Below are 22,305 nucleotides of genomic sequence, written 5' to 3' on the forward strand. Positions count from 1 at the left end.
CCATGCGGGGGCGGTCCCGCCGCAGCGGAGGGGTTCGTCAAGGGCGGGACGCCGGCGCCGTGACCACGAGGGCCCCGCACCGAACAGTGCGGGGCCCTCAGGCGCGTGCGGCGGGGAACCGTTACGCCACCGCCGGCGGATACAGCTCCGGGGGGAGTTGGGAGGCCGCCGCTGTGTCCATGAGCCACAGGGTGCGGCTGCGGCCGTAGGCGCCCGCTGCCGGGGCCTGGATCTCGCCCGCGCCCGAGAGGGCGATGGCCGCGGCCCGTGCCTTGTCCTCGCCCGCCGCGAGCAGCCAGACCTCGCGGGCCGCGCGGATCGCAGGGAGCGTGAGCGAGATGCGGGTCGGCGGGGGCTTCGGCGCGCCGTGCACACCGACCACCGACCGCTCCGTCTCGCGCACCGCGGGCAGCTCGGGGAAGAGCGACGCCACATGGGTGTCGGGGCCCACGCCCAGCATCAGGACGTCGAAGGCCGGCACCGGGCTGCCCGTGGCGGCAGCCGCTGACTGATAGTGCTCCGGGCCCGCGGCCGCGGAGAGCTCGGCGGCGTAGGCCTCGGCGGCCGCCTCCACCTCGAAGGGGCCGTCCGACGCGGGCATCGGGTGCACCCGGGCCGGGTTCAGCGGCACCGAGTCGAGCAGCGCCTCGCGGGCCTGGGTGTAGTTGCGCTCGGGGTCGCCGTCCGGCAGGAAGCGCTCGTCGCCCCACCACAGGTCGAGGCGCGACCAGTCGACCGCGTCCCTGGCCGGGGACGAACTCAGCGCCGCAAGCAGGCCGTTGCCGTTGCGGCCGCCGGTGAGGACCACCGACGCGAAGCCCTTCGCGGACTGCGCGTCGACGATCTTCGTGATGAGGCGGGCCGCGGCGGCCTGTGCCATCAGCTCCTTGTCGCGGTGGACGACCAGCTGCGGTGCGGTGCTCACTTGGCCGCCGCCTTCTTCGCCGCCGTCTTCTTCGCGGAGGCGGCCTTGGCGGGGGCCGCCTTCTTCGGAGCCTCGGTCGCCTTCGCCTCGGTCGCCTTCGACTCGGCCGGCACCGTCTTCTGCTCCGCGGGCTCGCCCAGGCGCTCCACGCCGAACTTCAGCGAGGACGCGTAGGTGTCGTCCGGGTCCAGGCGCCGCAGCTCCTCGGCGATCAGCTCGGCCGTCTCGCGGCGCTTGAGCGCCACCGCGCGGTCCGGCTGCCCCTGGATGGAGAGCGTCGCGAGCGAGCCGTCGGCGCGGTCGAGCACGATGGGGCCGCAGTCGGTTTCCATGCGGACGCCGGTCAGGCCGGGGCCCGCCGACAGCGAGCGCTTCACGGGCACGTCGAGGCGGTCCGCCAGCCACATCGCGAGCAGCTCGCAGCTCGGGTTGAACTCCTCGCCCTCGACCTGCACCGAGGTGACCTTGCAGGTGACCTGGTCCAGGGCGGCGGCGAGCATCGAGCGCCACGGGGTGATGCGCGTCCAGGACAGGTCCGTGTCGCCCGGGTGGTAGGCGTCGGCGCGCGCGGTCAGCTCGTGGATCGGCTGCTCGGCCGCGTACGTGTCCGTGACGCGGCGCTGGGCCAGGGAGCCGAGCGGGTCCTTGGCGGGGTCCAGCGGGGCGTTCACCGGCCACCAGACGACCACGGGGGCGTCGGGGAGCAGCAGCGGCAGGACGACCGACTGGGCGTGGTTGAGTACCTCGCCGTACAGCCGCAGGATCACCGTCTCGCCGGTGCCCGCGTCCGCGCCGACCCGCACCTCGGCGTCCAGGCGCGAGGTGGTGCGGTCACGCGGCGAGCGCGCGGCGCGCTTGATGACGACGAGGGTGCGCGAGGGGTGCTCGCGGGACGCGTCGTTGGCGGCCTTCAGGGAGTCGTAGGCGTTCTCCTCGTCGGTGACGATGACGAGGGTCAGCACCATGCCGACGGCCGGGGTGCCGATCGCCCTGCGCCCCTGCACGAGCGCCTTGTTGATCTTGCTGGACGTGGTGTCCGTAAGGTCGATCTTCATGGCCGACGCCAGCTCCGTCCGTCTCGTGCGAGCATCTCGTCCGCCTCGGTCGGGCCCCAGGTGCCTGCCGGGTACTGCGCGGGCTTGCCGTGCTTGTCCCAGTACTGCTCGATCGGGTCGAGGATGTTCCAGGACAGCTCGACCTCCTCCGTGCGCGGGAAGAGGTTGGCGTCGCCCAGCAGGACGTCCAGGATCAGGCGCTCGTACGCCTCGGGGCTGGACTCGGTGAAGGACTCGCCGTACGCGAAGTCCATCGAGACGTCGCGGATCTCCATCGACGTACCCGGCACCTTGGAGCCGAAGCGGACCGTGATGCCCTCGTCGGGCTGGACGCGGATGACGATCGCGTTCTGCCCGAGCTCCTCGGTCGCGGTGTGGTCGAAGGGGGAGTGGGGCGCGCGCTGGAAGACCACCGCGATCTCCGTGACCCGTCGGCCGAGCCGCTTGCCGGTACGCAGATAGAACGGCACGCCCGCCCAACGGCGGTTGTCCACCTGCAACTTGATGGCCGCGTAGGTGTCGGTCTTCGACTTGGGGTCGATGCCGTCTTCCTGGAGGTAGCCGACGGCCTTCTCGCCGCCCTGCCAGCCCGCGGAGTACTGCCCGCGCACGGTGTCCTTGCCGAGGTCCTTCGGCAGCTTCACCGCGCCGAGCACCTTCGCCTTCTCGGCGACGAGCGCGTCCGCGTCGAAGGAGGCGGGCTCCTCCATCGCGGTCAGCGCCATCAGCTGGAGCAGGTGGTTCTGGATGACGTCACGGGCGGCGCCGATGCCGTCGTAGTACCCGGCGCGGCCGCCGATGCCGATGTCCTCGGCCATGGTGATCTGCACATGGTCGACGTACGACCGGTTCCAGATCGGCTCGAACATCTGGTTGGCGAAGCGGAGCGCCAGGATGTTCTGGACGGTCTCCTTGCCGAGGTAGTGGTCGATCCGGAACACCTGGTCCGGGGCGAACACCTCGTGCACGATCGCGTTCAGGTCCTGGGCGGACGCCAGGTCGTGGCCGAACGGCTTCTCGATGACCGCGCGGCGCCAGGAGCCCTCGGGGGCGTCGGCGAGGCCGTGCTTCTTGAGCTGCTGGACGACCTGGGGGAAGAACTTCGGGGGCACCGACAGGTAGAAGGCGAAGTTGCCGCCCGTGCCCTGCGCCTTGTCGAGCTCCTGGATGGTCGCCTTGAGCTGCTCGAAGGCGTCGTCGTCGTCGAAGTTGCCCTGGACGAAGCGCATGCCCTGGATGAGCTGCTGCCAGACCTCCTCGCGGAAGGGCGTGCGCGCGTGCTGCTTGACGGCGTCGTGCACCTCCTGCGCGAAGTCCTCGTCCTGCCACTCGCGGCGGGCGAAACCGATGAGGGAAAAGCCCGGCGGCAACAGGCCTCGGTTGGCGAGGTCGTACACGGCCGGCATCAACTTTTTACGGGACAAATCGCCCGTGACGCCAAAAATGACCAGGCCCGACGGCCCCGCGATACGCGGGAGCCGTCGGTCTGCGGCGTCACGCAGCGGATTGCTGCTTGACAAGGTGGTCAGCCCTCCGAAGGGGTGAGGCGCTGAAGCTCTGCCTCGGTGGACTTGAGCAGGTCGTTCCAGGACGCCTCGAACTTCTCGACGCCCTCGTCCTCGAGGAGCTGCACGACGTCGTCGTACGAGATGCCGAGCTTCTCCACGGCGGCGATCTCGGCGCGCGAGGCGTCGTACGTGCCCGCGATGGTGTTGCCGGTGATCTGCCCGTGGTCGGCGGTGGCCTCCAGGGTCGCCTCCGGCATGGTGTTCACCGTGTTGGGCGCGACGAGGTCGTCGACGTACAGGGTGTCCTTGTACGCCGGGTCCTTGACGCCGGTCGAGGCCCACAGCGGACGCTGCTTGTTGGCCTGCGCCTTGTCGAGGGCGGCCCAACGGTCGGAGGAGAAGACCTCCTCGTACGCCTCGAAGGCGAGGCGGGCGTTGGCGAGCGCGGCCTTGCCCTTGAGGGCCTTGGCCTCGTCCGTGCCGACGCCGTCCAGACGCTTGTCGATCTCGGTGTCCACGCGGGACACGAAGAAGGACGCCACGGAGTGGATCTTGGAGAGGTCCAGGCCGCGCTCCTTGGCCTTCTCCAGGCCGGCCAGGTACGCCGCCATGACCTCGCGGTAGCGCTCCAGCGAGAAGATCAGCGTGACGTTGACGCTGATGCCCTTGCCGATGACCTCGGTGATCGCGGGCAGGCCCGCCTTCGTCGCCGGGATCTTGATGAGCGTGTTGGGGCGGTCCACCAGCCAGGCGAGCTGCTTGGCCTCGGCGATCGTCGCCGCCGTGTTGTGGGCGAGGCGCGGGTCGACCTCGATCGACACGCGGCCGTCCTGGCCGCCCGTCGCGTCGAAGACCGGGCGCAGGATGTCGGCGGCGTCGCGGACGTCCGCCGTCGTGATCATGCGGATGGCCTCTTCGACGGTGACCTTGCGGGCGGCGAGGTCGGCGAGCTGCTGCTCGTAACCGTCACCGGACGAGATCGCCTTCTGGAAGATCGAAGGGTTGGTCGTGACGCCCACGACGTGCTGCTGGTCGATCAGCTCGGCGAGGTTGCCGGACGTGATCCGCTTGCGCGACAGGTCGTCCAGCCAGATCGCGACGCCCTCTTCGGAGAGGCGCTTCAGTGCGTCTGTCATGGAAAATACATCTCCCGATTTCTGAGATTTCGTCGTATGTCGGCGTCAGCGCTGCGCGGCGTCGATGGATTCCCGGGCCGCGGCGGCAACGGCGTCGGCGGTGAAGCCGAACTCGCGGAAGAGCACCTTGCCGTCCGCCGAGGCACCGAAGTGCTCAAGCGAAACGATGCGGCCGGCGTCGCCCACGTACTTGTGCCAGGTCAGGCCGATGCCCGCCTCGACCGCCACACGCGCCTTGACGGACGGCGGCAGCACGCTGTCGCGGTACCCCTGCTCCTGCTCCTCGAACCACTCGACCGACGGCATCGAGACGACCCGCGTCGGGACGCCCGCGGCCTGCAGCTGCTCGCGCGCCTCGACGGCGAGCTGCACCTCGGAGCCGGTGCCGATGAGCACGACCTCCGGCTCGCCGCCTTCGGCCTCGAACAGGACGTAACCACCCTTGGCGGCGTCCTCGTTGCGCTCGTACGTCGGCACGCCCTGGCGGGTCAGCGCGAGGCCGTGCGGGGCGCTCTTGCCGTAGTTCGCCACACCGGGCTTGCCGCGGCGCAGGATCTCGCGCCAGGCGATGGCGGTCTCGTTCGCGTCGGCCGGGCGGACCACGTTCAGGCCCGGGATGGCGCGCAGCGAGGCCAGGTGCTCGACCGGCTGGTGCGTCGGGCCGTCCTCGCCGAGACCGATGGAGTCGTGCGTCCACACGTACGTCACCGGGAGGTGCATCAGAGCGGACAGACGGACGGCGTTGCGCATGTAGTCGGAGAACACCAGGAAGGTGCCGCCGTAGATACGGGTGTTGCCGTGCAGCGCGATGCCGTTCATCTCCGCGGCCATGGAGTGCTCACGGATGCCGTAGTGGATCGTGCGGCCGTACGGGTTCGCCTCCGGCAGCGGGTTGTCCGCGGGCAGGAAGGAGCTCGTCTTGTCGATCGTCGTGTTGTTCGAGCCCGCGAGGTCGGCGGAGCCGCCCCACAGCTCGGGGATCACGGCGCCGAGGGCCTGCAGGATCTTGCCGGACGCGGCGCGCGTGGCGACGCCCTTGCCGGTCTCGAACTCCGGGAGCTTCTCCTCCCAGCCCTCGGGCAGCTCGCCCGCGGCGATGCGGTCGAAGTCGGCGGCGCGCTCGGCGTTGGCGGTGCGCCAGGCGGCGAAGCCCTTCTCCCACTCGGCCTTGGCCTCACGGCCGCGGTCCAGGGCCTTGCGGGTGTGCGCGATGACCTCGTCCGAGACCTCGAAGGTCTGCTCCGTGTCGAAGCCCAGGACGCGCTTGGTGGCGGCCACCTCCTCGTCGCCGAGCGCCGAGCCGTGCGCGGCCTCGGTGTTCTGCGCGTTCGGGGCGGGCCAGGCGATGATCGAGCGCATCGCGATGAAGGACGGCTTGTCCGTGACGGCCTTGGCGGCCTGGATCGCGGCGAACAGCGCCTGCGGGTCCAGGTCGCCGTTCTCCTTGGGCTCCACACGCTGCACGTGCCAGCCGTAGGCCTCGTACCGCTTCATGGTGTCCTCGGAGACCGCGGTCTCCGTGTCGCCCTCGATCGAGATGTGGTTGTCGTCCCACAGCAGGATGAGGTTGCCGAGCTTCTGGTGCCCGGCCAGCGAGGACGCCTCGCCGGAGATGCCCTCCTGCAGGCAGCCGTCACCGGCGATGGCGTAGACGAAGTGGTCGAACGGGGAGGAGCCTTCGGCCGCCTCCGGGTCGAACAGGCCGCGCTCGTAGCGGGCGGCCATCGCCATGCCCACGGCGTTGGCGACACCCTGGCCCAGCGGGCCCGTGGTCGTCTCCACGCCGACCGTGTGGCCGTACTCCGGGTGGCCCGGGGTCTTCGAGCCCCAGGTGCGGAAGGCCTTCAGGTCGTCCAGCTCCAGGCCGAAGCCGGCCAGGTAGAGCTGGATGTAGAGGGTCAGGGACGAGTGGCCCGCGGAGAGGACGAACCGGTCGCGGCCGGTCCACTCGGCGTCCGCCGGGTCGTGACGCATCACCTTCTGGAAGAGCGTGTACGCGGCGGGCGCGAGGCTCATGGCCGTACCGGGATGGCCGTTGCCGACCTTCTGTACGGAGTCCATGGCCAGGACACGAGCGGTGTCAACGGCCCGCTGGTCCAGTTCGGTCCACTCGAGGTCTGTGGTGGTCGGCTTGGTGCTCACCCTGAGTCAGGGCTCCTCTCCACATGTCGAATGCCGGCGATGGAGATCCCAGCCGGCCGATGTCGAGCCTACCGCTGCTAGAACGTGCATTTTTTCGAGTCATTCCAGACTGCCGGGACATGCCGGGATCCGCCTCCTGAAAGGAAAGCGCGGGGATTGGCCAAGTGAATAAGGAGCCGCTCATGTGTCCGCTCAAAAGGCCGTCGAGTTCGCTCATGTGTCCGCTCGATGGACCCTCGGGTCCGCTCATGTGACGGTCCAACTCGCCGCCGACACGGCTTGAGCGGTCGCACAACACGACCCCACCCCCGCGAAGGGCGAGGTATGGGCAACGTCTACAGTGGCGTGGTACGCGCGAGCCTTTACCGGATCTTCATGTCTGAAGGTGCTGGTCGGCTCGCTGGGATGTCTCTGTCAGGGGTGTGCGTGACGGCCGTTGAATCCCGTCCAGCGGGGGTTTCCGGGACGGACCTTAGCCCGAGCCATCGGCCGTTCGGGGCCCGCGTCAAGGCGTTCGTGGCGCTGACCAAGCCGCGGATCATCGAGCTGCTGCTCATCACCACCGTCCCGGTGATGTTCCTCGCCGAACAAGGGGTGCCCGACCTGTGGCTGGTCTTCGTGACCTGCGTGGGCGGCTACCTCTCCGCCGGGGGCGCCAACGCGCTCAACATGTACATCGACCGCGACATCGACGCCCTGATGGATCGCACGTCGCAGCGGCCGCTGGTCACCGGCATGGTGAGCCCGCGCGAGTGCCTGGCGTTCGGCATCACGCTCGGAGTCGTCTCCACGCTGCTGTTCGGCTTCGCGGTCAACTGGCTCTCCGCCTGGCTCTCGCTCGGTGCCCTGCTCTTCTACGTGGTCGTCTACACGATGATCCTGAAGCGCCGCACCTCGCAGAACATCGTCTGGGGCGGCATCGCGGGCTGTCTGCCGGTCCTCATCGGCTGGTCCTCGGTCACCAACTCCATGTCGTGGGCGCCGATCATCCTCTTCATGGTCATGTTCTTCTGGACGCCGCCGCACTACTGGCCGCTGTCCATGAAGGTCAAGGACGACTACGCGCGCGTGGGCGTGCCGATGCTGCCGGTCATCGCCTCCAACAAGGTGGTCGCCCGCCAGATCGTCATCTACAGCTGGGTGATGGTCGCCGTCTCCCTGCTCCTGCAGCCGCTCGGCTACACCGGCTGGTTCTACACGGCCGTGGCGCTGGTCACCGGCGGCTGGTGGCTGTGGGAGGCGCACGGGCTGCAGAACCGCGCCAAGGCGGAGGTCACGGGCGTCAAGCTCAAGGAGATGCGGCTGTTCCACTGGTCCATCACCTACGTCTCGCTGCTCTTCGTCGCGGTCGCGGTGGACCCCTTCCTGCGCTGAGCCCATGAACGTCGCCGACGGGCGGGGCACGTGGTGTTGAACGCCACGTGCCCCGCCCGTCGCCAGTTGATCTACCCGTCGGTAGCATCCTGCCCATGGCAGAGACGCAGCAGGTTGAGGACAGCAAGCAGGCCGCCCGCGCGGAGCGGAAGGCCGCCAAGCTCGCCAAGGAGATCAGCACCTTCGCCCAGGCGCACGGCGGCGCCGAGGGGCAGGTCGCGTACATCGGGCACGAGGGCACCCGCATCGTCCTCGTCGGCGAGGACGGCGGCTGGGGCGACCTGGTGGCGCCCACCTACGCCGTCGCGCAGAGCGCCGTCGAGAAGGCCGGCATCACCGTCCACGAGGACTTCGACGGCGAGTTCGCCGCGAAGGTGAAGACCGGTCCCTACGAGTGGAGCCGCATGGCGGGCATCCAGATCGGCGGCCCGAGCAACGGCTGACGCCCCGCCGAACGTTCTGCCGACACTGGCCGAAAGCAACACCTGACACCCGGGTCACCCGTTAGGACCGTAGGAGCAAGGTCCACTCGTCGGGAGTCCGGATGATCGAAACGCCGTCCCTGGTGGACCAGTACTGCCATGGCGTCCTCCGCACCGAGCTGGGCCTCGGCACCTTCGAGGCCCACCTCGGCCGCGGCGAGGGACCGCCCGCGCCCGGCACCACCTTCTTCGACACCCAGACCGGCTTCGCGGTGCGCCGCTGGTGCCCGCCGCTGCTCGGCCTGGAGCCGCACTGCCCCCCGGCCCGCTATCTCGCGCGCCGCCGCGAACTGGGCGTCCTGGAGTCGGGTCGGCGGCTGCTGCGGGGCAGCGGCATCACCACCTACCTCGTCGACACGGGCCTGCCGGGCGATCTGACCGGCCCCGCCGAGATGGCCACCACCGGCGACGCCGAGGCCCGCGAGATCGTCCGCCTGGAGTTACTGGCCGAGCAGGTCGCGGACACCTCGGGCACCGCCGACTCCTTCCTCGCCAACCTCGCCGAGTCCGTGCACGCCGCGGCCGCCGACGCCGTCGCCTTCACCTCGGTCGCGGGGGTGCGGCATCCGCTCGCCCTCGCGGCACAGGCACCGGGGCCCGGCGAGGTGCGGGGTGCGGTGGAGCGGTGGCTGGCGGGCCGGCAGGTGGGCGGGGTGCTCACCGATCCCGTGCTGCTGCGGCATCTGCTGTGGGTCGCCGTGGCCTCGGGCCGGCCGCTGCAACTGCACGCCGGGGCCGGGGACCCGCAGACGTACTTCGGGGACTTCGCACGGGCCACCGCGGGGCTCGGCACCGATCTGGTGCTGCTGCACGGCTATCCGTACCACCGCAGCGCCGCGCACCTCGCGGCCGTCTTCCCGCATGTGTACGCCGACCTCGGCCCCGCGCTCGTACGCACCGGAGCGCGGGCGGCGGCCGTCCTCGCGGAGATCCTCGAACTCGCGCCCTTCGGCAAGCTGCTGTTCTCCAGCGGCGCCCACGGACTGCCCGAACTGCACGTCGTCGGGGCGCACTTGTTCCGCGAGGCGCTCGGGCGTGTGCTCGGCACCTGGGTGGCGGAGGGCGCCTGGTCGCTCACCGACGCGCAGCGCGTGGCCGGTCTCATCGCCGCGGGCAACGCCCGCAGGGTGTACGGGCTCTCAGACGGCGGAGAGCCGTGAGTCGTCCGCCTGGGCGGGCAGGTCGGCCGTGGCGACGGGGCGCTCCCGCAGCGAGAGCAGCACGCGCATCACGGCGATCCACACCAGGCAGGAGCCGAACATGTGCAGGCCGACCAGGACCTCCGGCAGGTCCGTGAAGTACTGGACGTAGCCGATGGCGCCCTGCGCGAGCAGGATCAGGAACAGGTCGCGGGTGCGGGACAGCGGTCCGCGCGGCGCGTCGACCGCCTTGAGGACGAACCACAGGGCGAACGTCAGCGTCACCACGATCCACGCGAGGACCGCGTGCAGCTTGCTGACCATCTCCCAGTCGAAGCCCATGCGCGGTACGTCGCTGGAGTCGCCCGCGTGCGGTCCCGAGCCCGTCACGATCGTGCCGATCGCGATCAGCAGCACGGACGCCGCGACCAGGAACCAGACGAGTTGCGCCACGGCCTTGCCGACCAGCGGGCGCGGCTCGGCGTCGCCCTCGCGGGTGCGCTGCCACATGGTGACGGCCACCGCGATCAGGGCGGAGGAGAGCAGGAAGTGCGCCGCGACGGTCCAGGGGTTCAGGCCGACGAGGACCACGATGCCGCCGAGCACGGCGTTGCCCATGACCAGCCAGAACTGGGTCCAGCCGAGCAGGGTGACGCTGCGCCGCATCGGCTTCTGCGAGCGGGCCGTGATGATCGCCCAGCCGACGACCGCGCACAGCACGTACGTCAGCATGCGGTTGCCGAACTCGATCGCGCCGTGGAAGCCCATCTCGCTGGTCGCGGTCAGGGACTCCTCCGTGCACTTGGGCCAGGTCGGGCAGCCGAGGCCCGAGCCGGTCAGCCGGACGGCGCCGCCCGTCACCACGATGACCACCGTCATGACGAGGGAGAGGAGGGCCGCCCGCTGGACGGTCCGCTGGGTGGGGGTCCAGCGCTCGGCGATGTAGGCGAGCGGGTTCCGCACGGCTTGAGCGACGTCGGCTCGGGTCACGTTTGGCACGCGCCCCATCGTAGGGGGCCGCTTGTGCACGCCTTCACGAGGGGGACGTATCCGGGGAATCTGTGACGCCGGTTACTCCCAGCGGAAGAACTTCGCCGCCGCGCCGAGCCCGAGCACCGCCCACACCGCGAGGATCCCGAGGTTCCCCCACGGCATGCCCGCGCCGTGCTGCAGGACGTCGCGCAGACCGTCCGAGAGCGCCGAGATGGGCAGCAGTCCGAGCACCGACTGCGCGGCGTCGGGGAACTTGTCGAGCGGGACGATCACGCCGCCGCCCATGAGGAGCAGCAGGAAGACGAGGTTCGCGGCGGCCAGCGTCGCCTCCGCCTTGAGGGTCCCCGCCATCAGCAGGCCGAGCCCGGAGAACGCCGCCGTGCCGAGCACCAGGAGCAGGAGTACGGAGACGGGGTTGCCGTGCGGCGACCAGCCGAGCGTGAAGGCGATGACCGTGAGAAGCACGATCTGCAGGACCTCGGTGACGAGGACCGAGAGGGTCTTCGCCGTCATCAGGCCCCAGCGGGGGAGCGGCGAGGCGCCGAGCCGCTTGAGCACGCCGTAGCGGCGCTCGAAGCCCGTCGCGATGGCCTGCCCGGTGAAGGCCGTCGACATCACCGCGAGGGCGAGGACGCCGGGCGCGAGGAAGTCCACGGCCTTGCCCTCGCCCGTGTCGACGATGTCCACGGCGCTGAACAGCACGAGCAGCAGGGTCGGGATGACCACGGTGAGGAGCAGCTGCTCGCCGTTGCGCAGCAGCATCTTCGTCTCCAGGGCCGCCTGCGCCGCGATCATGCGGGGGAGCGGGGCGGCGCCCGGCTTCGGCGTGTACGTACCGGCGGCGCTCATCCGCGCAGCTCCTTACCCGTGAGCTCCAGGAAGACGTCTTCCAGAGTGTGGCGTTCGACCGAGATCTTGTCCGGCATCACTCCGTGCTGGGCGCACCAGGAGGTGACGGTGGCGAGCAGCTGCGGGTCGACCGTGCCGCTCACGCGGTAGGCGCCGGGGGTGAGTTCGGCCGCGGCCGAGTCCGGCGGCAGGGCCTTGAGCAGCGAGCCGACGTCGAGCCCGGGGCGGCCGGTGAAGCGCAGGGTGTTCTCGGCGCCGCCGCGGCACAGCGCGTCGGGGGTGCCCTGGGCGATGACCTTGCCCGCGTCGACGATCGCGACGTCGTCGGAGAGCTCCTCGGCCTCGTCCATGTGGTGCGTGGTGAGGATGACGGAGACGCCGTCGCGGCGCAGATCGCGCACCAGCTCCCAGGTCGCCCGGCGGGCCTGCGGATCGAGGCCCGCGGTCGGCTCGTCCAGGAAGACGAGCTCGGGCCTGCCGACCACCGCCATCGCGAGCGCGAGGCGCTGCTGCTGGCCGCCGGACAGGCGCCGGTAGGTGGTGCGCCCGCAGCTGCCGAGGCCGAGGCGCTCGATGAGCTCGTCCACGTCCAGCGGCTGCGCGTGCAGCTTGGCGACGTGGCGCAGCATCTCGTCGGCGCGGGCGCCGGAGTAGACGCCGCCGGACTGGAGCATCACGCCGATGCGGGGCCGCAGCGCGTCGGCCTCGCGGACCGGGTCGAGGCCGAGGACGCGGACGGTGCCGGAGTCCGGCTTCCGGTAGCCCTCGCAGGTCTCGATCGTGGTGGTCTTGCCCGCTCCGTTGGGGCCGAGGACGGCGGTGATGCCCGCCCCGGCGCTGAGGTCGAGACCGTCGACCGCGGTCTTTGTTCCGTACCGCTTGACCAGACTCTCGATCTGGACGACGGGCTCGTTTCGCATGGTGAGCCAGTCTAGGGACGGGTCCGAGGTCCCGGGCGGGCGGGGCGGCGGTCCTCCGGCTGGTGACCTTTTCCGGCCATACGGGGACGGGGCGGGACCTAGCGTCGATGCGTGACCAGCATCGCGGAGAACGTCGAGGAGACATCGGAGCAGGCGGCCCACAAGGCGCACGACCTCAGACGCACCCCGCGCTACTTCGTCTCCGCGGTCCTCGCGGGCGCGTACATCGGGGTCGGCGAGGTGCTGCTGCTGGTGGCGGTGTCGCCGTTCGTGGCGGCGGGCTCGTCGGCGGTCAAGCTCCTGGAGGGCCTGGTCTTCCCGATCGCCCTGACGATCGTGATGTTCGCGGGGGCGCAGCTGTTCACCAGCAATGTGATGGTGATGCTGATCGGGGCGTTGACGGGACGGACCGGCGCGCGGGACCTGGCCGGCAGCTGGGGGCTCTCGCTGACCGGGAACTTCGTCGGGGCGTTCCTCTTCGGCGCGATGGTGCACGCGTCCGGGGTGACGGCGACGGACTCGGCGCGGGCCATGCTCGCGGAGATGGTGCACGGCAAGGAGGCGCTGGCCGGCGGCCAGCTCTTCTGGCGCGCCGTGCTCTGCAACTTTCTCGTCTGCCTGGCGATCTGGATGTTCTACCGGGCCGAGGGCGACGGCGCGAAGATCTTCGTCCTGTGGATCCCGGTCCTGGTATTCGTCGCGGTCGGCTTCGAGCACTGTGTCGCCAACATGGCGCTGTTCGCCCTGGCGATCCTCGACGGCGGGGCGGGCCTCGCCGGCCTGGGGCGGAACCTGCTGTTCACGGTGGCGGGGAACGTGGTCGGCGGTGGGCTGCTCGTGGCCGGGTCGTACTGGTTCATGGGGCGGCCCGAGCGCGAGGAGGACCTCTAGAGGAGGCCCTCCAGAAAGAGGGCCTCTAGGCGGGGGACGCCAGCCACCGCTCCGCGTACGCGACGGCGTCCGCCACGGGGAAGAGCCGCGACTCCGCGGCGCCGACGAACCCTCGTACGACCTCCGTGTCCCGCTCGAAGGCCGCGCCGAGCTCCTCGAAGCGGTCGCTGGGGATCTCCGGTTCCCGCACGGTCGCCCACTGGCGCCCCTGGGGCGTCATGACCGCGAAGGAGCTCTCGGCCTCGGGGCCAGGGATCCGGTACTGGGCCAGGTGGAAGGCGGTGCAGGAGTCGTAGCCCGCGCCGAGCAGCAGCACGCGGGCGCCCGCCTTCTCCAAATGCGCCAGCGGGCTGCGCTCGCCGAAGCTGCAGGCGCGGGCGTGCCCGGCGGTGATCGTGGCGGCGGCGGGGCCGAGCGCGGCGAACGAGGCCTGCGGGTGCGCGCTGCGCAGGGCGCCCGGCCAGGTGCGTACGGCCTCAGGGACGATGCCGACGCCGAAGGAGGGCGAGGTCAGCGGGTCGTACGCGGGCATCGAGGCGCGCAGCACGGGCCACCATTCCTCGGGCACGGGCGGGTTCTGCCACCCCGAGGGTTCGGAGTTGTCCCCGGTGTGGGTGGGGACCACCAGGGTGCCGTCGGGGCCGAGCGCGTCGAGGAGCGCCTGGACGAGTGCGACCACGCCGCCGCTGACCCAGCCGAGCGAGCTGAGCGAGGTGTGCGCGAGGAGCGTCTCACCGGGGCGCACACCGAGCTTCGAGAGCTCGTCCGCGAGCGACGCGCGGGTGCACAAAGGGCCGGTCGGAGGGGGTGTCGGCATGGTTCAGAAGTCTCCCGGACCGGCTCCACCCGCGCCACCGATTTGATCGATCAATGATCGTTTCCGCAGGTCAGCTTAGGTATGCCTAAGTGATGCAGCGCACCAGCCGACGGTTCGGACGCGGGTTGTCAGGCTCTGAAGAATTACGCAACAATGGCGTTGTGAAAAACGTTGGCGAGGCTCCGCAGGAGGAACTCGCGGCTGGGTCGCGCTCGGACCGTTCCACGCGCAACCGGGTCGCGCGGTCCATCCTGGATCACGGCCCGTCCACCGTCGCCGACCTCGCCAAGCGCCTCGGCCTCACCCAGGCCGCCGTCCGCAGGCACCTCGACGCCCTCGCCCACGAGAACGTCGTCGAGCCCCGCGAACAGCGGGTCTACGGCGCGCGGACCCGCGGCCGACCCGCCAAGGTCTTCGCCCTGACCGACTGCGGCCGCGACGCCTTCGACCAGTCCTACGACAAGCTGGCCGCCGACGCGCTCCGGTGGATCACCGAGCACCACGGCGAGGAAGCGGTCGTCGAGTTCGCGCGGGCGAGGATCACCGCCCAGGCCGAGACGTACAAGAAGGCGATGGACGCCGCGCCCCCCGAGCAGCGCACCGAGGCTCTGGCGAAGGCGTTGACCGCCGACGGGTACGCTGCTACGGCGCGCAGCGCACCGGTCGGCGAACAGCTCTGCCAGCACCACTGCCCGGTCGCCCATGTCGCCGAGCAGTTCCCGCAGCTGTGCGAGGCGGAGACGGAAATCTTCTCCACGCTGCTCGGCACGCATGTGCAGCGCCTTGCCACCATCGCCCACGGAGACGGCGTCTGCACGACGTTCATCCCGCGCAGCGGCAGTAGCGGCAGCGGCGACAGCAGCACCACCACACGGACCACCACATCAGCATCAGCAAGCACGGCCGGGAGGAACCCCGCATGACTCTCCCCACGGAGACTGCCCACCCTGAGCTCGAGGGCCTGGGCAACTACGAATACGGCTGGGCCGACTCCGACGCGGCCGGTGCCGCTGCCAAGCGCGGTCTGAGCGAGGACGTCGTCCGCGACATCTCCGCGAAGAAGAACGAGCCGGAGTGGATGACCAAGCTCCGCCTCAAGGGCCTGCGCCTCTTCGACAAGAAGCCCATGCCGAACTGGGGCTCGGACCTCACCGGCATCGACTTCGACAACATCAAGTACTTCGTGCGCTCCACGGAGAAGCAGGCGGAGTCCTGGGAGGACCTGCCCGAGGACATCAAGAACACGTACGACAAGCTCGGCATCCCCGAGGCGGAGAAGCAGCGCCTCGTCGCCGGTGTCGCGGCCCAGTACGAGTCCGAGGTCGTCTACCACCAGATCCGCGAGGACCTGGAGGAGCAGGGCGTCATCTTCCTGGACACCGACACGGCGCTGAAGGAGCACCCGGAGCTCTTCAAGGAGTACTTCGGGACCGTCATTCCCGTCGGCGACAACAAGTTCGCGTCGCTGAACTCCGCCGTGTGGTCCGGTGGCTCGTTCATCTACGTCCCCAAGGGCGTGCACGTCGAGATCCCGCTCCAGGCCTACTTCCGCATCAACACGGAGAACATGGGCCAGTTCGAGCGGACGCTGATCATCGTCGACGAGGACGCCTACGTCCACTACGTCGAGGGCTGCACCGCGCCGATCTACAAGTCGGACTCGCTGCACTCCGCGGTCGTCGAGATCATCGTGAAGAAGGGCGGCCGCTGCCGCTACACGACGATCCAGAACTGGTCGAACAACGTCTACAACCTGGTCACCAAGCGCGCCGTGGCGTACGAGGGCGCGACCATGGAGTGGATCGACGGCAACATCGGCTCCAAGGTGACGATGAAGTACCCCGCCGTCTACCTCATGGGCGAGCACGCCAAGGGCGAGACCCTGTCCATCGCCTTCGCGGGCGAGGGCCAGCACCAGGACGCCGGCTCCAAGATGGTCCACATGGCGCCGAACACGTCCTCCAACATCGTCTCCAAGTCGGTGGCGCGCGGCGGCGGTCGTACGTCGTACCGCGGCCTCGTCGAGATCGGTGAGGGCGCCGCCGGATCGAAGTCGAACGTGCTCTGCGACGCGCTGCTCGTCGACACGATCTCGCGCTCGGACACCTACCCCTACGTCGACGTCCGCGAGGACGACGTCTCCATGGGGCACGAGGCCACCGTCTCCAAGGTCTCCGACGACCAGCTCTTCTACCTGATGAGCCGCGGTCTGACCGAGTTCGAGGCCATGGCGATGATCGTGCGCGGCTTCGTCGAGCCGATCGCCAAGGAGCTGCCCATGGAGTACGCCCTGGAGCTGAACCGGCTGATCGAGCTGCAGATGGAGGGCGCGGTCGGCTAGGACCGGCCGGACGCCCCGCAGCAGCGAGCAGACTTCTTTAACGCAGAGAGAGAGCACGACGACAGCCATGGCTGAGGCTCAGAACATCCCGGTGGGATCGACCACCGCCGGATCGATCGCGGTGGCCGCCGAGTCCACCGTCGCCACCCGCATGAGCGCGCCCCCGTCCTTCGACGTGGCGGACTTCCCGGTCCCGCACGGCCGCGAGGAGGAGTGGCGGTTCACGCCGCTGGAGCGCCTGCGCGGGCTGCACGACGGCACGGCGCTTTCCCGTGGGGGCGCCGACGGCGGCATCCGCGTCGAGGTGAGCGCCCCCGAGGGCGTCACCCAGGAGACCGTCGGCCGGGACGACGCGCGCGTCGGCAAGGCGGGCAAGCCCGTCGACCGCGTCGCCGCCCAGGCGTTCTCGTCCTTCGAGAAGGCCTCGGTCGTGTCCGTCCCCAAGGAGACGGTCCTCACCGAGCCCATCCGCATCGCCGTGCACGGCGAGGGCGGCACCGCCTTCGCGCACCAGGTCATCGAGCTGGGCGCGTTCGCCGAGGCCCTGCTCGTCATCGACCACACCGGTGACGCCGTGCTCGCCGCCAACGTCGACTTCATCGTCGGCGACGGCGCCAAGCTCACCGTCGTCTCCGTCCAGGACTGGGACGACAAGGCGGTGCACGTCGCCCAGCACAACGCGCTGGTCGGCCGCGACGCCTCCTTCAAGTCCGTCGTGGTCACCTTCGGCGGCGACCTGGTCCGCCTGCACCCCCGCGTCAACTACGCGGGCACCGGTGGCGAGGCCGAGCTCTTCGGTCTGTACGTCACCGACGCGGGCCAGCACCAGGAGCACCGCCTCCTGGTCGACCACAACACCCCGCACTGCACGTCGAACGTCGTCTACAAGGGCGCGCTCCAGGGCGACGACGCCCACGCGGTGTGGATCGGCGACGTCCTCATCGAGGCCGCCGCCGAGGGCACGGACACGTACGAGATGAACCGCAACCTCGTGCTGACCGACGGCGCCCGCGTGGACTCGGTCCCGAACCTGGAGATCGAGACCGGCGAGATCGTCGGCGCGGGCCACGCCTCGGCGACCGGCCGCTTCGACGACGAGCAGCTCTTCTACCTGCAGTCCCGCGGAATCCCGGAGGACGAGGCGCGCCGCCTGGTCGTCCGCGGCTTCTTCGCCGAGCTGGTCCAGCAGATCGGCCTGCCGGACGTCGAGGAGCGCCTCATCGCCAAGATCGAAGAGGAGCTGGAGGCGACGGTCGCATGACCTTCGACCATGCCCGATTCGTTCGGGCCTGTGGACTGAGCGAGCTGGAGGAGGACACCCCGAAGCGGGTGGAACTCGACGGCACGCCGGTCTCGGTCGTCCACACCGAGGGCGAGGTGTACGCGATCCACGACATCTGCTCGCACGCGAACGTCTCCCTCTCCGAGGGCGAGGTGGAGGACTGCCAGATCGAGTGCTGGCTGCACGGCTCCGCGTTCGACCTCCGCACCGGCAAGCCGTCCGGCCTTCCCGCGACGCGCCCCGTCCCCGTATACCCCGTAAAGATCGAAGGGGGCGATGTACTCGTTGACGTACACGCCTCCCTTTCCCAGGAGTCCTGAGGCACCCATGGCAACGCTTGAAATCAAGGACCTGCACGTCACCGTCGAGGCCGACAACTCCACCAAGGAGATCCTCAAGGGCGTCGACCTGACCGTGAAGCAGGGCGAGACCCACGCCATCATGGGCCCGAACGGCTCCGGCAAGTCGACGCTCGCCTACTCCATCGCGGGTCACCCCAAGTACACGATCACGCAGGGCACCGTCACCCTCGACGGCGAGGACGTCCTGGAGATGTCCGTCGACGAGCGCGCCCGCGCCGGCATGTTCCTCGCCATGCAGTACCCGGTCGAGGTCCCCGGCGTCTCGGTCTCCAACTTCCTGCGTACGTCGGCGACGGCGATCCGCGGCGAGGCCCCCAAGCTGCGCACCTGGGTGAAGGAGGTCAAGTCCGCGATGGAGCAGCTCCAGATGGACCCGGCCTTCGCCGAGCGCAACGTGAACGAGGGCTTCTCCGGCGGTGAGAAGAAGCGCCACGAGATCCTCCAGATGGAGCTCCTCAAGCCGAAGATCGCGATCCTCGACGAGACGGACTCCGGCCTGGACGTCGACGCCCTGCGCCAGGTCTCGGACGGCGTGAACCGCGTCCGCGAGACGGGCGAGGTCGGCACCCTGCTGATCACGCACTACACGCGCATCCTGCGCTACATCAAGCCCGACTTCGTGCACGTCTTCGCCAACGGCCGCATCGCCGAGTCCGGCGGCGCCGAGCTCGCCGACAAGCTCGAGGCCGAGGGCTACGAGGCCTACACGAAGGGTGGCGCATCCGCGTGACACAGCTGCCGGGCCTCCTCGACACCGAGGCGATCCGCAAGGACTTCCCGATCCTGGATCGCCGGATCCACGACGGCAAGAAGCTCGTGTACCTGGACAACGCGGCGACCTCCCAGACGCCGCGCCAGGTCCTCGACGTACTGAACGAGTACTACGAGCAGCACAACGCCAACGTTCACCGCGGCGTGCACGTCCTCGCCGAGGAGGCCACGGCGCTGTACGAGGGCGCCCGTGACAAGGTCGCGGAGTTCATCAACGCGCCCAGCCGCGACGAGGTGATCTTCACCAAGAACGCCTCGGAGTCGCTCAACCTCGTGGCCAACATGCTCGGTTGGGCCGATGAGCCCTACCGCGTGGACCACGAGACCGAGATCGTCATCACGGAGATGGAGCACCACTCCAACATCGTTCCGTGGCAGCTGCTCTCGCAGCGCACCGGCGCGAAGCTGAAGTGGTTCGGCCTGACCGACGACGGCCGGCTCGACCTCTCCAACATCGACGAGGTCATCACGGAGAAGACGAAGATCGTCTCCTTCGTGCTCGTGTCGAACATCCTGGGCACGCTCAACCCGGTCGAGGCCATCGTGCGCCGCGCCCAGGAGGTCGGCGCGCTCGTCCTGATCGACGCCTCGCAGGCCGCCCCGCACATGCCGCTGGACGTGCAGGCGCTGCAGGCCGACTTCGTGGCCTTCACCGGCCACAAGATGTGCGGCCCGACGGGCATCGGCGTGCTGTGGGGACGCCAGGAACTCCTGGAGGACCTGCCCCCGTTCCTCGGCGGCGGCGAGATGATCGAGACGGTCTCGATGCACTCGTCGACGTACGCTCCCGCGCCGCACAAGTTCGAGGCGGGCACGCCCCCGGTCTCCCAGGCCGTGGGCCTGGGCGCGGCCGTGGACTACCTCTCCGCGATCGGCATGGACAAGATCGCCGCTCATGAGCACGCGATCACCGAGTACGCGGTCAAGCGGCTCCTGGAAGTCCCGGACCTGAAGATCATCGGTCCGACGACGGCCGAGGACCGCGGCGCCGCGATCTCCTTCACGCTCGGCGACATCCACCCGCACGACGTGGGCCAGGTCCTCGACGAGCAGGGCATCGCGGTCCGCGTGGGTCACCACTGCGCGCGTCCCGTCTGCCTGCGCTACGGAATTCCTGCGACCACGCGAGCGTCGTTCTATCTGTACTCCACGCCCGGCGAGATCGACGCCCTCGTCGACGGCCTGGAGCACGTACGGAACTTCTTCGGCTGAGGGGCTGGCTGGGAACGTGAAGCTGGATTCGATGTACCAGGAAGTCATCCTGGACCACTACAAGCATCCCCACGGGCGTGGTCTGCGCGACGGCGACGCCGAGGTGCACCACGTCAACCCGACGTGCGGTGACGAGATCACCCTGCGCGTGAAGTACGACGGGTCGACCATCGCCGATGTGTCGTACGAGGGGCAGGGCTGCTCGATCAGCCAGGCCAGCGCGTCCGTCCTGAACGACCTCCTGGTCGGCAAGGAGCTCGCCGAGGCGCAGCGGATCCAGGCCACGTTCCTGGAACTGATGCAGTCCAAGGGCAAGCTGGAGCCGGACGACGCGATGGAGGAGGTCCTGGAGGACGCCGTCGCGTTCGCCGGGGTCTCCAAGTACCCGGCACGTGTGAAGTGTGCTCTGCTGAGCTGGATGGCGTGGAAGGACGCGACGGCCCAGGCGCTCGGCGAGACCGACTCCGACGCCGTCGCCGAGAGGAAGAGCGCATGAGCGAGAACGGTACGCCGGAAACACTGACGACGAAGCCGGCCTCCGAGGAGGAGGTCCGCGAGGCGCTGTACGACGTCGTCGACCCCGAGCTGGGCATCGACGTCGTCAACCTCGGCCTGATCTACGGCATCCACGTCGACGACGCCAACATCGCCACGATCGACATGACGCTGACGTCCGCGGCCTGCCCGCTGACCGACGTCATCGAGGACCAGGCGAAGTCCGCCACGGACGGCATCGTCAACGAGCTGCGGATCAACTGGGTCTGGATGCCCCCGTGGGGCCCGGACAAGATCACGGACGACGGCCGCGAGCAGCTTCGCGCGCTCGGGTTCAACGTCTGAGCCGGCCTGTCCGAGCCGAACTGCCTCGAAGCCCCCCGGAGGATTCTCCGGGGGGGCTTCGTCGTCTTCACGCCGCCGTGTGCAGGGTGTGGGCCAAGCCCTCTGTGCGGATGCGGCGGTCGATGTAGAGCAGGGCTGTCACCAGGGGGAGGAAGACCGCTGCGATCAGCTGGGTGAGGAGTGTGCCGAGCAGGCCCACCAGGGCGTACAGGCCCGACTGGGAGCGGAGTTGGTCCAGGAGGACGGTGGAGGCCGAGGTGTTCGGGTCCGCCGGGCGCGGCTCGGGTGCGGTGAACTGCAGCGGCAGTTGGAACACCAGGGACGCGATCGTCACGATCACGCCGGCGAGCAGTGAGATGCCGAACGTGCGCCACCAGGCCCCGCGCACCAGGCGTACCGAGCGGCGCAGTGCCGTCAGCGGGCCCGCCGTCTCCAGGACCGCGGCGGCCGGGGCGAAGGCGAACAGGACGTACAGCCAGGCCGCCAGCGGGATCACCACGAGCAGCAGCAGGAAGACCAGGCCGATGGGGATCAGCGACTGGGTCAGGAGCATGGCGACGAAGGAGAAGAGGAACAGGGCGAACGCGCCCACCGGCAGCATCAGGACGAAGGCGAGCAGCAGTGTCACGGCCGCCACCGCGGGAGTGCGCGACCAGGCCCTGCGGCACACCGCGCGGAAGGTGGTGGGCCTGCCGAGCACCGCCTCGTGCAGCGTGGCCGCGCACGTGGCCTGTACGAACGAGTTGACGGCGAGCGCGCCGAGCGCGCCGAGGGCCCACAGGGAGCCGAACGCGATCAGGATCGGCCCGCCGTGCTCCCAGGAGAAGGTCGCCTGCGCGCCGAGCGCGTCGACGTCGTCCCGCGTGGTGGCGTACGCGATGCCGAACGCGGCGACCATGACGACCGCGAGCACCGCGTACGCCGCGAGCGCCGGGCCGAACAGCGGCTTCGCGTAGCGCCGCATGGTGGCGAAGGCACCGCCGAGTATCTGGTCGACGCCGAGCGGTGCCAGGGGTATGACGCCCGGCTTCGGCGGCGGAGGGGGCGGTGGACCCCATGGGTTCGGGTACCAGCCGTGCGGGTTGTGGTGCTGGTGCCAGCCGTGCGTGCCCGGCTGCGGTCCCCACCCCGATGTGTCCGACATTGCTCTTGCGCTCCATGGTTCGAGTCGTACGTCCTGTGGCCCCCCACAGTGATCGCGTCACCTTAGCCCGAGTCGGCCCGGTGAATCGGGGAGCGTTGTGTACGGGCGTACGTAACGATATG

At 69.8% G+C, this 22,305-nt stretch carries 22 protein-coding genes; 12 read left to right on the forward strand and 10 right to left on the reverse strand.

Annotated elements, in window-relative coordinates; all coding sequences use genetic code 11:
• Nucleotides 1-121: 121 nt before the first annotated feature.
• From pgl to tkt, 5 genes are read right to left on the reverse strand one after another with little or no spacing between them, the layout of a single operon-like run.
• Nucleotides 122-925 carry a 6-phosphogluconolactonase gene (gene pgl / locus AB0B50_RS24015; protein WP_362335400.1) on the reverse strand — a complete coding sequence of 268 codons (804 nt, stop codon included), beginning with the start codon at nucleotides 923-925 and terminating at the stop codon, nucleotides 122-124.
• Nucleotides 922-1,980 (reverse strand): glucose-6-phosphate dehydrogenase assembly protein OpcA, encoded by a 1,059-nt coding sequence (gene opcA, locus AB0B50_RS24020; RefSeq protein WP_362335403.1) that lies wholly within the window; start codon nucleotides 1,978-1,980, stop codon nucleotides 922-924. The genes pgl and opcA overlap by 4 nt, the downstream gene beginning before the upstream one ends.
• On the reverse strand, nucleotides 1,977-3,509 hold the full coding sequence (zwf, locus tag AB0B50_RS24025; protein WP_362335878.1) for a glucose-6-phosphate dehydrogenase: 1,533 nt from the start codon (nucleotides 3,507-3,509) through the stop codon (nucleotides 1,977-1,979). Before zwf ends, opcA begins: the two co-directional genes overlap by 4 nt.
• Nucleotides 3,506-4,624: a transaldolase gene (gene tal / locus AB0B50_RS24030; protein ID WP_362335406.1), complete on the reverse strand. Its 1,119-nt coding sequence runs from the start codon at nucleotides 4,622-4,624 to the stop codon at nucleotides 3,506-3,508. Before tal ends, zwf begins: the two co-directional genes overlap by 4 nt.
• 45 nt (nucleotides 4,625-4,669) lie before the next feature.
• Nucleotides 4,670-6,766: a transketolase gene (gene tkt / locus AB0B50_RS24035; protein WP_362335408.1), complete on the reverse strand. Its 2,097-nt coding sequence runs from the start codon at nucleotides 6,764-6,766 to the stop codon at nucleotides 4,670-4,672.
• 420 nt (nucleotides 6,767-7,186) lie between these two features.
• Between tkt and AB0B50_RS24040 the strand changes: the two genes are divergently transcribed.
• The 3 genes from AB0B50_RS24040 (at nucleotide 7,187) to AB0B50_RS24050 (ending at nucleotide 9,782) form a co-directional block, all read left to right on the forward strand.
• Nucleotides 7,187-8,140: a heme o synthase gene (locus AB0B50_RS24040; protein WP_362335881.1), complete on the forward strand. Its 954-nt coding sequence runs from the start codon at nucleotides 7,187-7,189 to the stop codon at nucleotides 8,138-8,140.
• 95 nt (nucleotides 8,141-8,235) lie between these two features.
• Complete coding sequence (locus AB0B50_RS24045; protein WP_362335411.1) at nucleotides 8,236-8,583, forward strand: hypothetical protein; 348 nt, start codon at nucleotides 8,236-8,238, stop codon at nucleotides 8,581-8,583.
• Nucleotides 8,584-8,684: 101 nt separating this feature from the next.
• Nucleotides 8,685-9,782 carry an amidohydrolase family protein gene (locus AB0B50_RS24050; RefSeq protein ID WP_362335413.1) on the forward strand — a complete coding sequence of 366 codons (1,098 nt, stop codon included), beginning with the start codon at nucleotides 8,685-8,687 and terminating at the stop codon, nucleotides 9,780-9,782.
• On the opposite strand, the gene AB0B50_RS24055 is transcribed toward AB0B50_RS24050, so the two are convergent.
• From AB0B50_RS24055 to AB0B50_RS24065, 3 genes are all read right to left on the reverse strand, one after another.
• Nucleotides 9,762-10,769, reverse strand: coding sequence for a COX15/CtaA family protein (locus tag AB0B50_RS24055; RefSeq protein ID WP_362335416.1), 1,008 nt, complete (start codon nucleotides 10,767-10,769; stop codon nucleotides 9,762-9,764). The genes AB0B50_RS24050 and AB0B50_RS24055 overlap by 21 nt on opposite strands.
• Before the next feature lie 63 nt (nucleotides 10,770-10,832).
• Nucleotides 10,833-11,603: an ABC transporter permease gene (locus AB0B50_RS24060; protein ID WP_362335418.1), complete on the reverse strand. Its 771-nt coding sequence runs from the start codon at nucleotides 11,601-11,603 to the stop codon at nucleotides 10,833-10,835.
• Nucleotides 11,600-12,523 carry an ABC transporter ATP-binding protein gene (locus AB0B50_RS24065; protein ID WP_362335421.1) on the reverse strand — a complete coding sequence of 308 codons (924 nt, stop codon included), beginning with the start codon at nucleotides 12,521-12,523 and terminating at the stop codon, nucleotides 11,600-11,602. Before AB0B50_RS24065 ends, AB0B50_RS24060 begins: the two co-directional genes overlap by 4 nt.
• A 111-nt stretch (nucleotides 12,524-12,634) precedes the next feature.
• Here AB0B50_RS24065 and AB0B50_RS24070 point away from each other — a divergent pair, with 111 nt between their 5' ends.
• The gene (locus tag AB0B50_RS24070; protein WP_362335424.1) at nucleotides 12,635-13,414 is read left to right on the forward strand and encodes a formate/nitrite transporter family protein; all 780 of its coding nucleotides are present in this window, start codon (nucleotides 12,635-12,637) and stop codon (nucleotides 13,412-13,414) included.
• Between the two features lie 25 nt (nucleotides 13,415-13,439).
• On the opposite strand, the gene AB0B50_RS24075 is transcribed toward AB0B50_RS24070, so the two are convergent.
• Nucleotides 13,440-14,231 carry an AAC(3) family N-acetyltransferase gene (locus AB0B50_RS24075; protein ID WP_362335427.1) on the reverse strand — a complete coding sequence of 264 codons (792 nt, stop codon included), beginning with the start codon at nucleotides 14,229-14,231 and terminating at the stop codon, nucleotides 13,440-13,442.
• Nucleotides 14,232-14,392: 161 nt separating this feature from the next.
• On the opposite strand from AB0B50_RS24075, the gene AB0B50_RS24080 reads away from it, so the two are divergent.
• The 8 genes from AB0B50_RS24080 to AB0B50_RS24115 all read left to right on the forward strand — a co-directional run bounded on the left by AB0B50_RS24080 (nucleotide 14,393) and on the right by AB0B50_RS24115 (nucleotide 21,039).
• Nucleotides 14,393-15,154, forward strand: coding sequence for a metalloregulator ArsR/SmtB family transcription factor (locus AB0B50_RS24080; protein WP_362335429.1), 762 nt, complete (start codon nucleotides 14,393-14,395; stop codon nucleotides 15,152-15,154).
• Nucleotides 15,151-16,572, forward strand: a complete 1,422-nt coding sequence (gene sufB / locus AB0B50_RS24085; RefSeq protein ID WP_362335431.1) for a Fe-S cluster assembly protein SufB — start codon at nucleotides 15,151-15,153, stop codon at nucleotides 16,570-16,572. The genes AB0B50_RS24080 and sufB overlap by 4 nt, the downstream gene beginning before the upstream one ends.
• 67 nt (nucleotides 16,573-16,639) lie before the next feature.
• Nucleotides 16,640-17,833: a Fe-S cluster assembly protein SufD gene (gene sufD, locus AB0B50_RS24090; protein ID WP_362335433.1), complete on the forward strand. Its 1,194-nt coding sequence runs from the start codon at nucleotides 16,640-16,642 to the stop codon at nucleotides 17,831-17,833.
• Complete coding sequence (locus tag AB0B50_RS24095; protein WP_362335436.1) at nucleotides 17,830-18,174, forward strand: bifunctional 3-phenylpropionate/cinnamic acid dioxygenase ferredoxin subunit; 345 nt, start codon at nucleotides 17,830-17,832, stop codon at nucleotides 18,172-18,174. Before sufD ends, AB0B50_RS24095 begins: the two co-directional genes overlap by 4 nt.
• Before the next feature lie 7 nt (nucleotides 18,175-18,181).
• A complete protein-coding gene (gene sufC, locus AB0B50_RS24100; RefSeq protein ID WP_030784213.1) occupies nucleotides 18,182-18,946 on the forward strand; it encodes a Fe-S cluster assembly ATPase SufC in 765 nt (254 codons plus the stop codon).
• Complete coding sequence (locus tag AB0B50_RS24105; protein WP_362335439.1) at nucleotides 18,943-20,199, forward strand: cysteine desulfurase; 1,257 nt, start codon at nucleotides 18,943-18,945, stop codon at nucleotides 20,197-20,199. The genes sufC and AB0B50_RS24105 overlap by 4 nt, the downstream gene beginning before the upstream one ends.
• A 16-nt stretch (nucleotides 20,200-20,215) precedes the next feature.
• The gene (gene sufU / locus AB0B50_RS24110; protein ID WP_362335442.1) at nucleotides 20,216-20,695 is read left to right on the forward strand and encodes a Fe-S cluster assembly sulfur transfer protein SufU; all 480 of its coding nucleotides are present in this window, start codon (nucleotides 20,216-20,218) and stop codon (nucleotides 20,693-20,695) included.
• Nucleotides 20,692-21,039, forward strand: coding sequence for a metal-sulfur cluster assembly factor (locus AB0B50_RS24115; RefSeq protein ID WP_361176177.1), 348 nt, complete (start codon nucleotides 20,692-20,694; stop codon nucleotides 21,037-21,039). The genes sufU and AB0B50_RS24115 overlap by 4 nt, the downstream gene beginning before the upstream one ends.
• Before the next feature lie 67 nt (nucleotides 21,040-21,106).
• Here the strand turns inward: AB0B50_RS24115 and AB0B50_RS24120 are convergent, their stop codons facing one another.
• Nucleotides 21,107-22,183, reverse strand: a complete 1,077-nt coding sequence (locus AB0B50_RS24120; protein ID WP_362335445.1) for an oxidoreductase — start codon at nucleotides 22,181-22,183, stop codon at nucleotides 21,107-21,109.
• Nucleotides 22,184-22,305: the final 122 nt, after the last annotated feature.

Source organism: Streptomyces sp. NPDC041068 (assembly GCF_040647455.1).
Classification (GTDB): Bacteria; Actinomycetota; Actinomycetes; order Streptomycetales; family Streptomycetaceae; genus Streptomyces.

Excerpts from the sequence above, each read along its gene's own strand:
- AB0B50_RS24045 (WP_362335411.1), top strand. The coding sequence starts at position 8,236 with ATGGCAGAGACGCAGCAGGTTGAGGACAGCAAGCAGGCCGCCCGCGCG.
- AB0B50_RS24075 (WP_362335427.1), bottom strand. The coding sequence starts at position 14,231 with ATGCCGACACCCCCTCCGACCGGCCCTTTGTGCACCCGCGCGTCGCTC.
- AB0B50_RS24050 (WP_362335413.1), top strand. The coding sequence starts at position 8,685 with ATGATCGAAACGCCGTCCCTGGTGGACCAGTACTGCCATGGCGTCCTC.
- AB0B50_RS24095 (WP_362335436.1), top strand. The coding sequence starts at position 17,830 with ATGACCTTCGACCATGCCCGATTCGTTCGGGCCTGTGGACTGAGCGAG.
- AB0B50_RS24055 (WP_362335416.1), bottom strand. The coding sequence starts at position 10,769 with ATGGGGCGCGTGCCAAACGTGACCCGAGCCGACGTCGCTCAAGCCGTG.
- AB0B50_RS24060 (WP_362335418.1), bottom strand. The coding sequence starts at position 11,603 with ATGAGCGCCGCCGGTACGTACACGCCGAAGCCGGGCGCCGCCCCGCTC.
- AB0B50_RS24065 (WP_362335421.1), bottom strand. The coding sequence starts at position 12,523 with ATGCGAAACGAGCCCGTCGTCCAGATCGAGAGTCTGGTCAAGCGGTAC.
- sufB (WP_362335431.1), top strand. The coding sequence starts at position 15,151 with ATGACTCTCCCCACGGAGACTGCCCACCCTGAGCTCGAGGGCCTGGGC.
- AB0B50_RS24120 (WP_362335445.1), bottom strand. The coding sequence starts at position 22,183 with ATGTCGGACACATCGGGGTGGGGACCGCAGCCGGGCACGCACGGCTGG.
- AB0B50_RS24115 (WP_361176177.1), top strand. The coding sequence starts at position 20,692 with ATGAGCGAGAACGGTACGCCGGAAACACTGACGACGAAGCCGGCCTCC.
- opcA (WP_362335403.1), bottom strand. The coding sequence starts at position 1,980 with ATGAAGATCGACCTTACGGACACCACGTCCAGCAAGATCAACAAGGCG.
- tal (WP_362335406.1), bottom strand. The coding sequence starts at position 4,624 with ATGACAGACGCACTGAAGCGCCTCTCCGAAGAGGGCGTCGCGATCTGG.
- sufD (WP_362335433.1), top strand. The coding sequence starts at position 16,640 with ATGGCTGAGGCTCAGAACATCCCGGTGGGATCGACCACCGCCGGATCG.
- sufC (WP_030784213.1), top strand. The coding sequence starts at position 18,182 with ATGGCAACGCTTGAAATCAAGGACCTGCACGTCACCGTCGAGGCCGAC.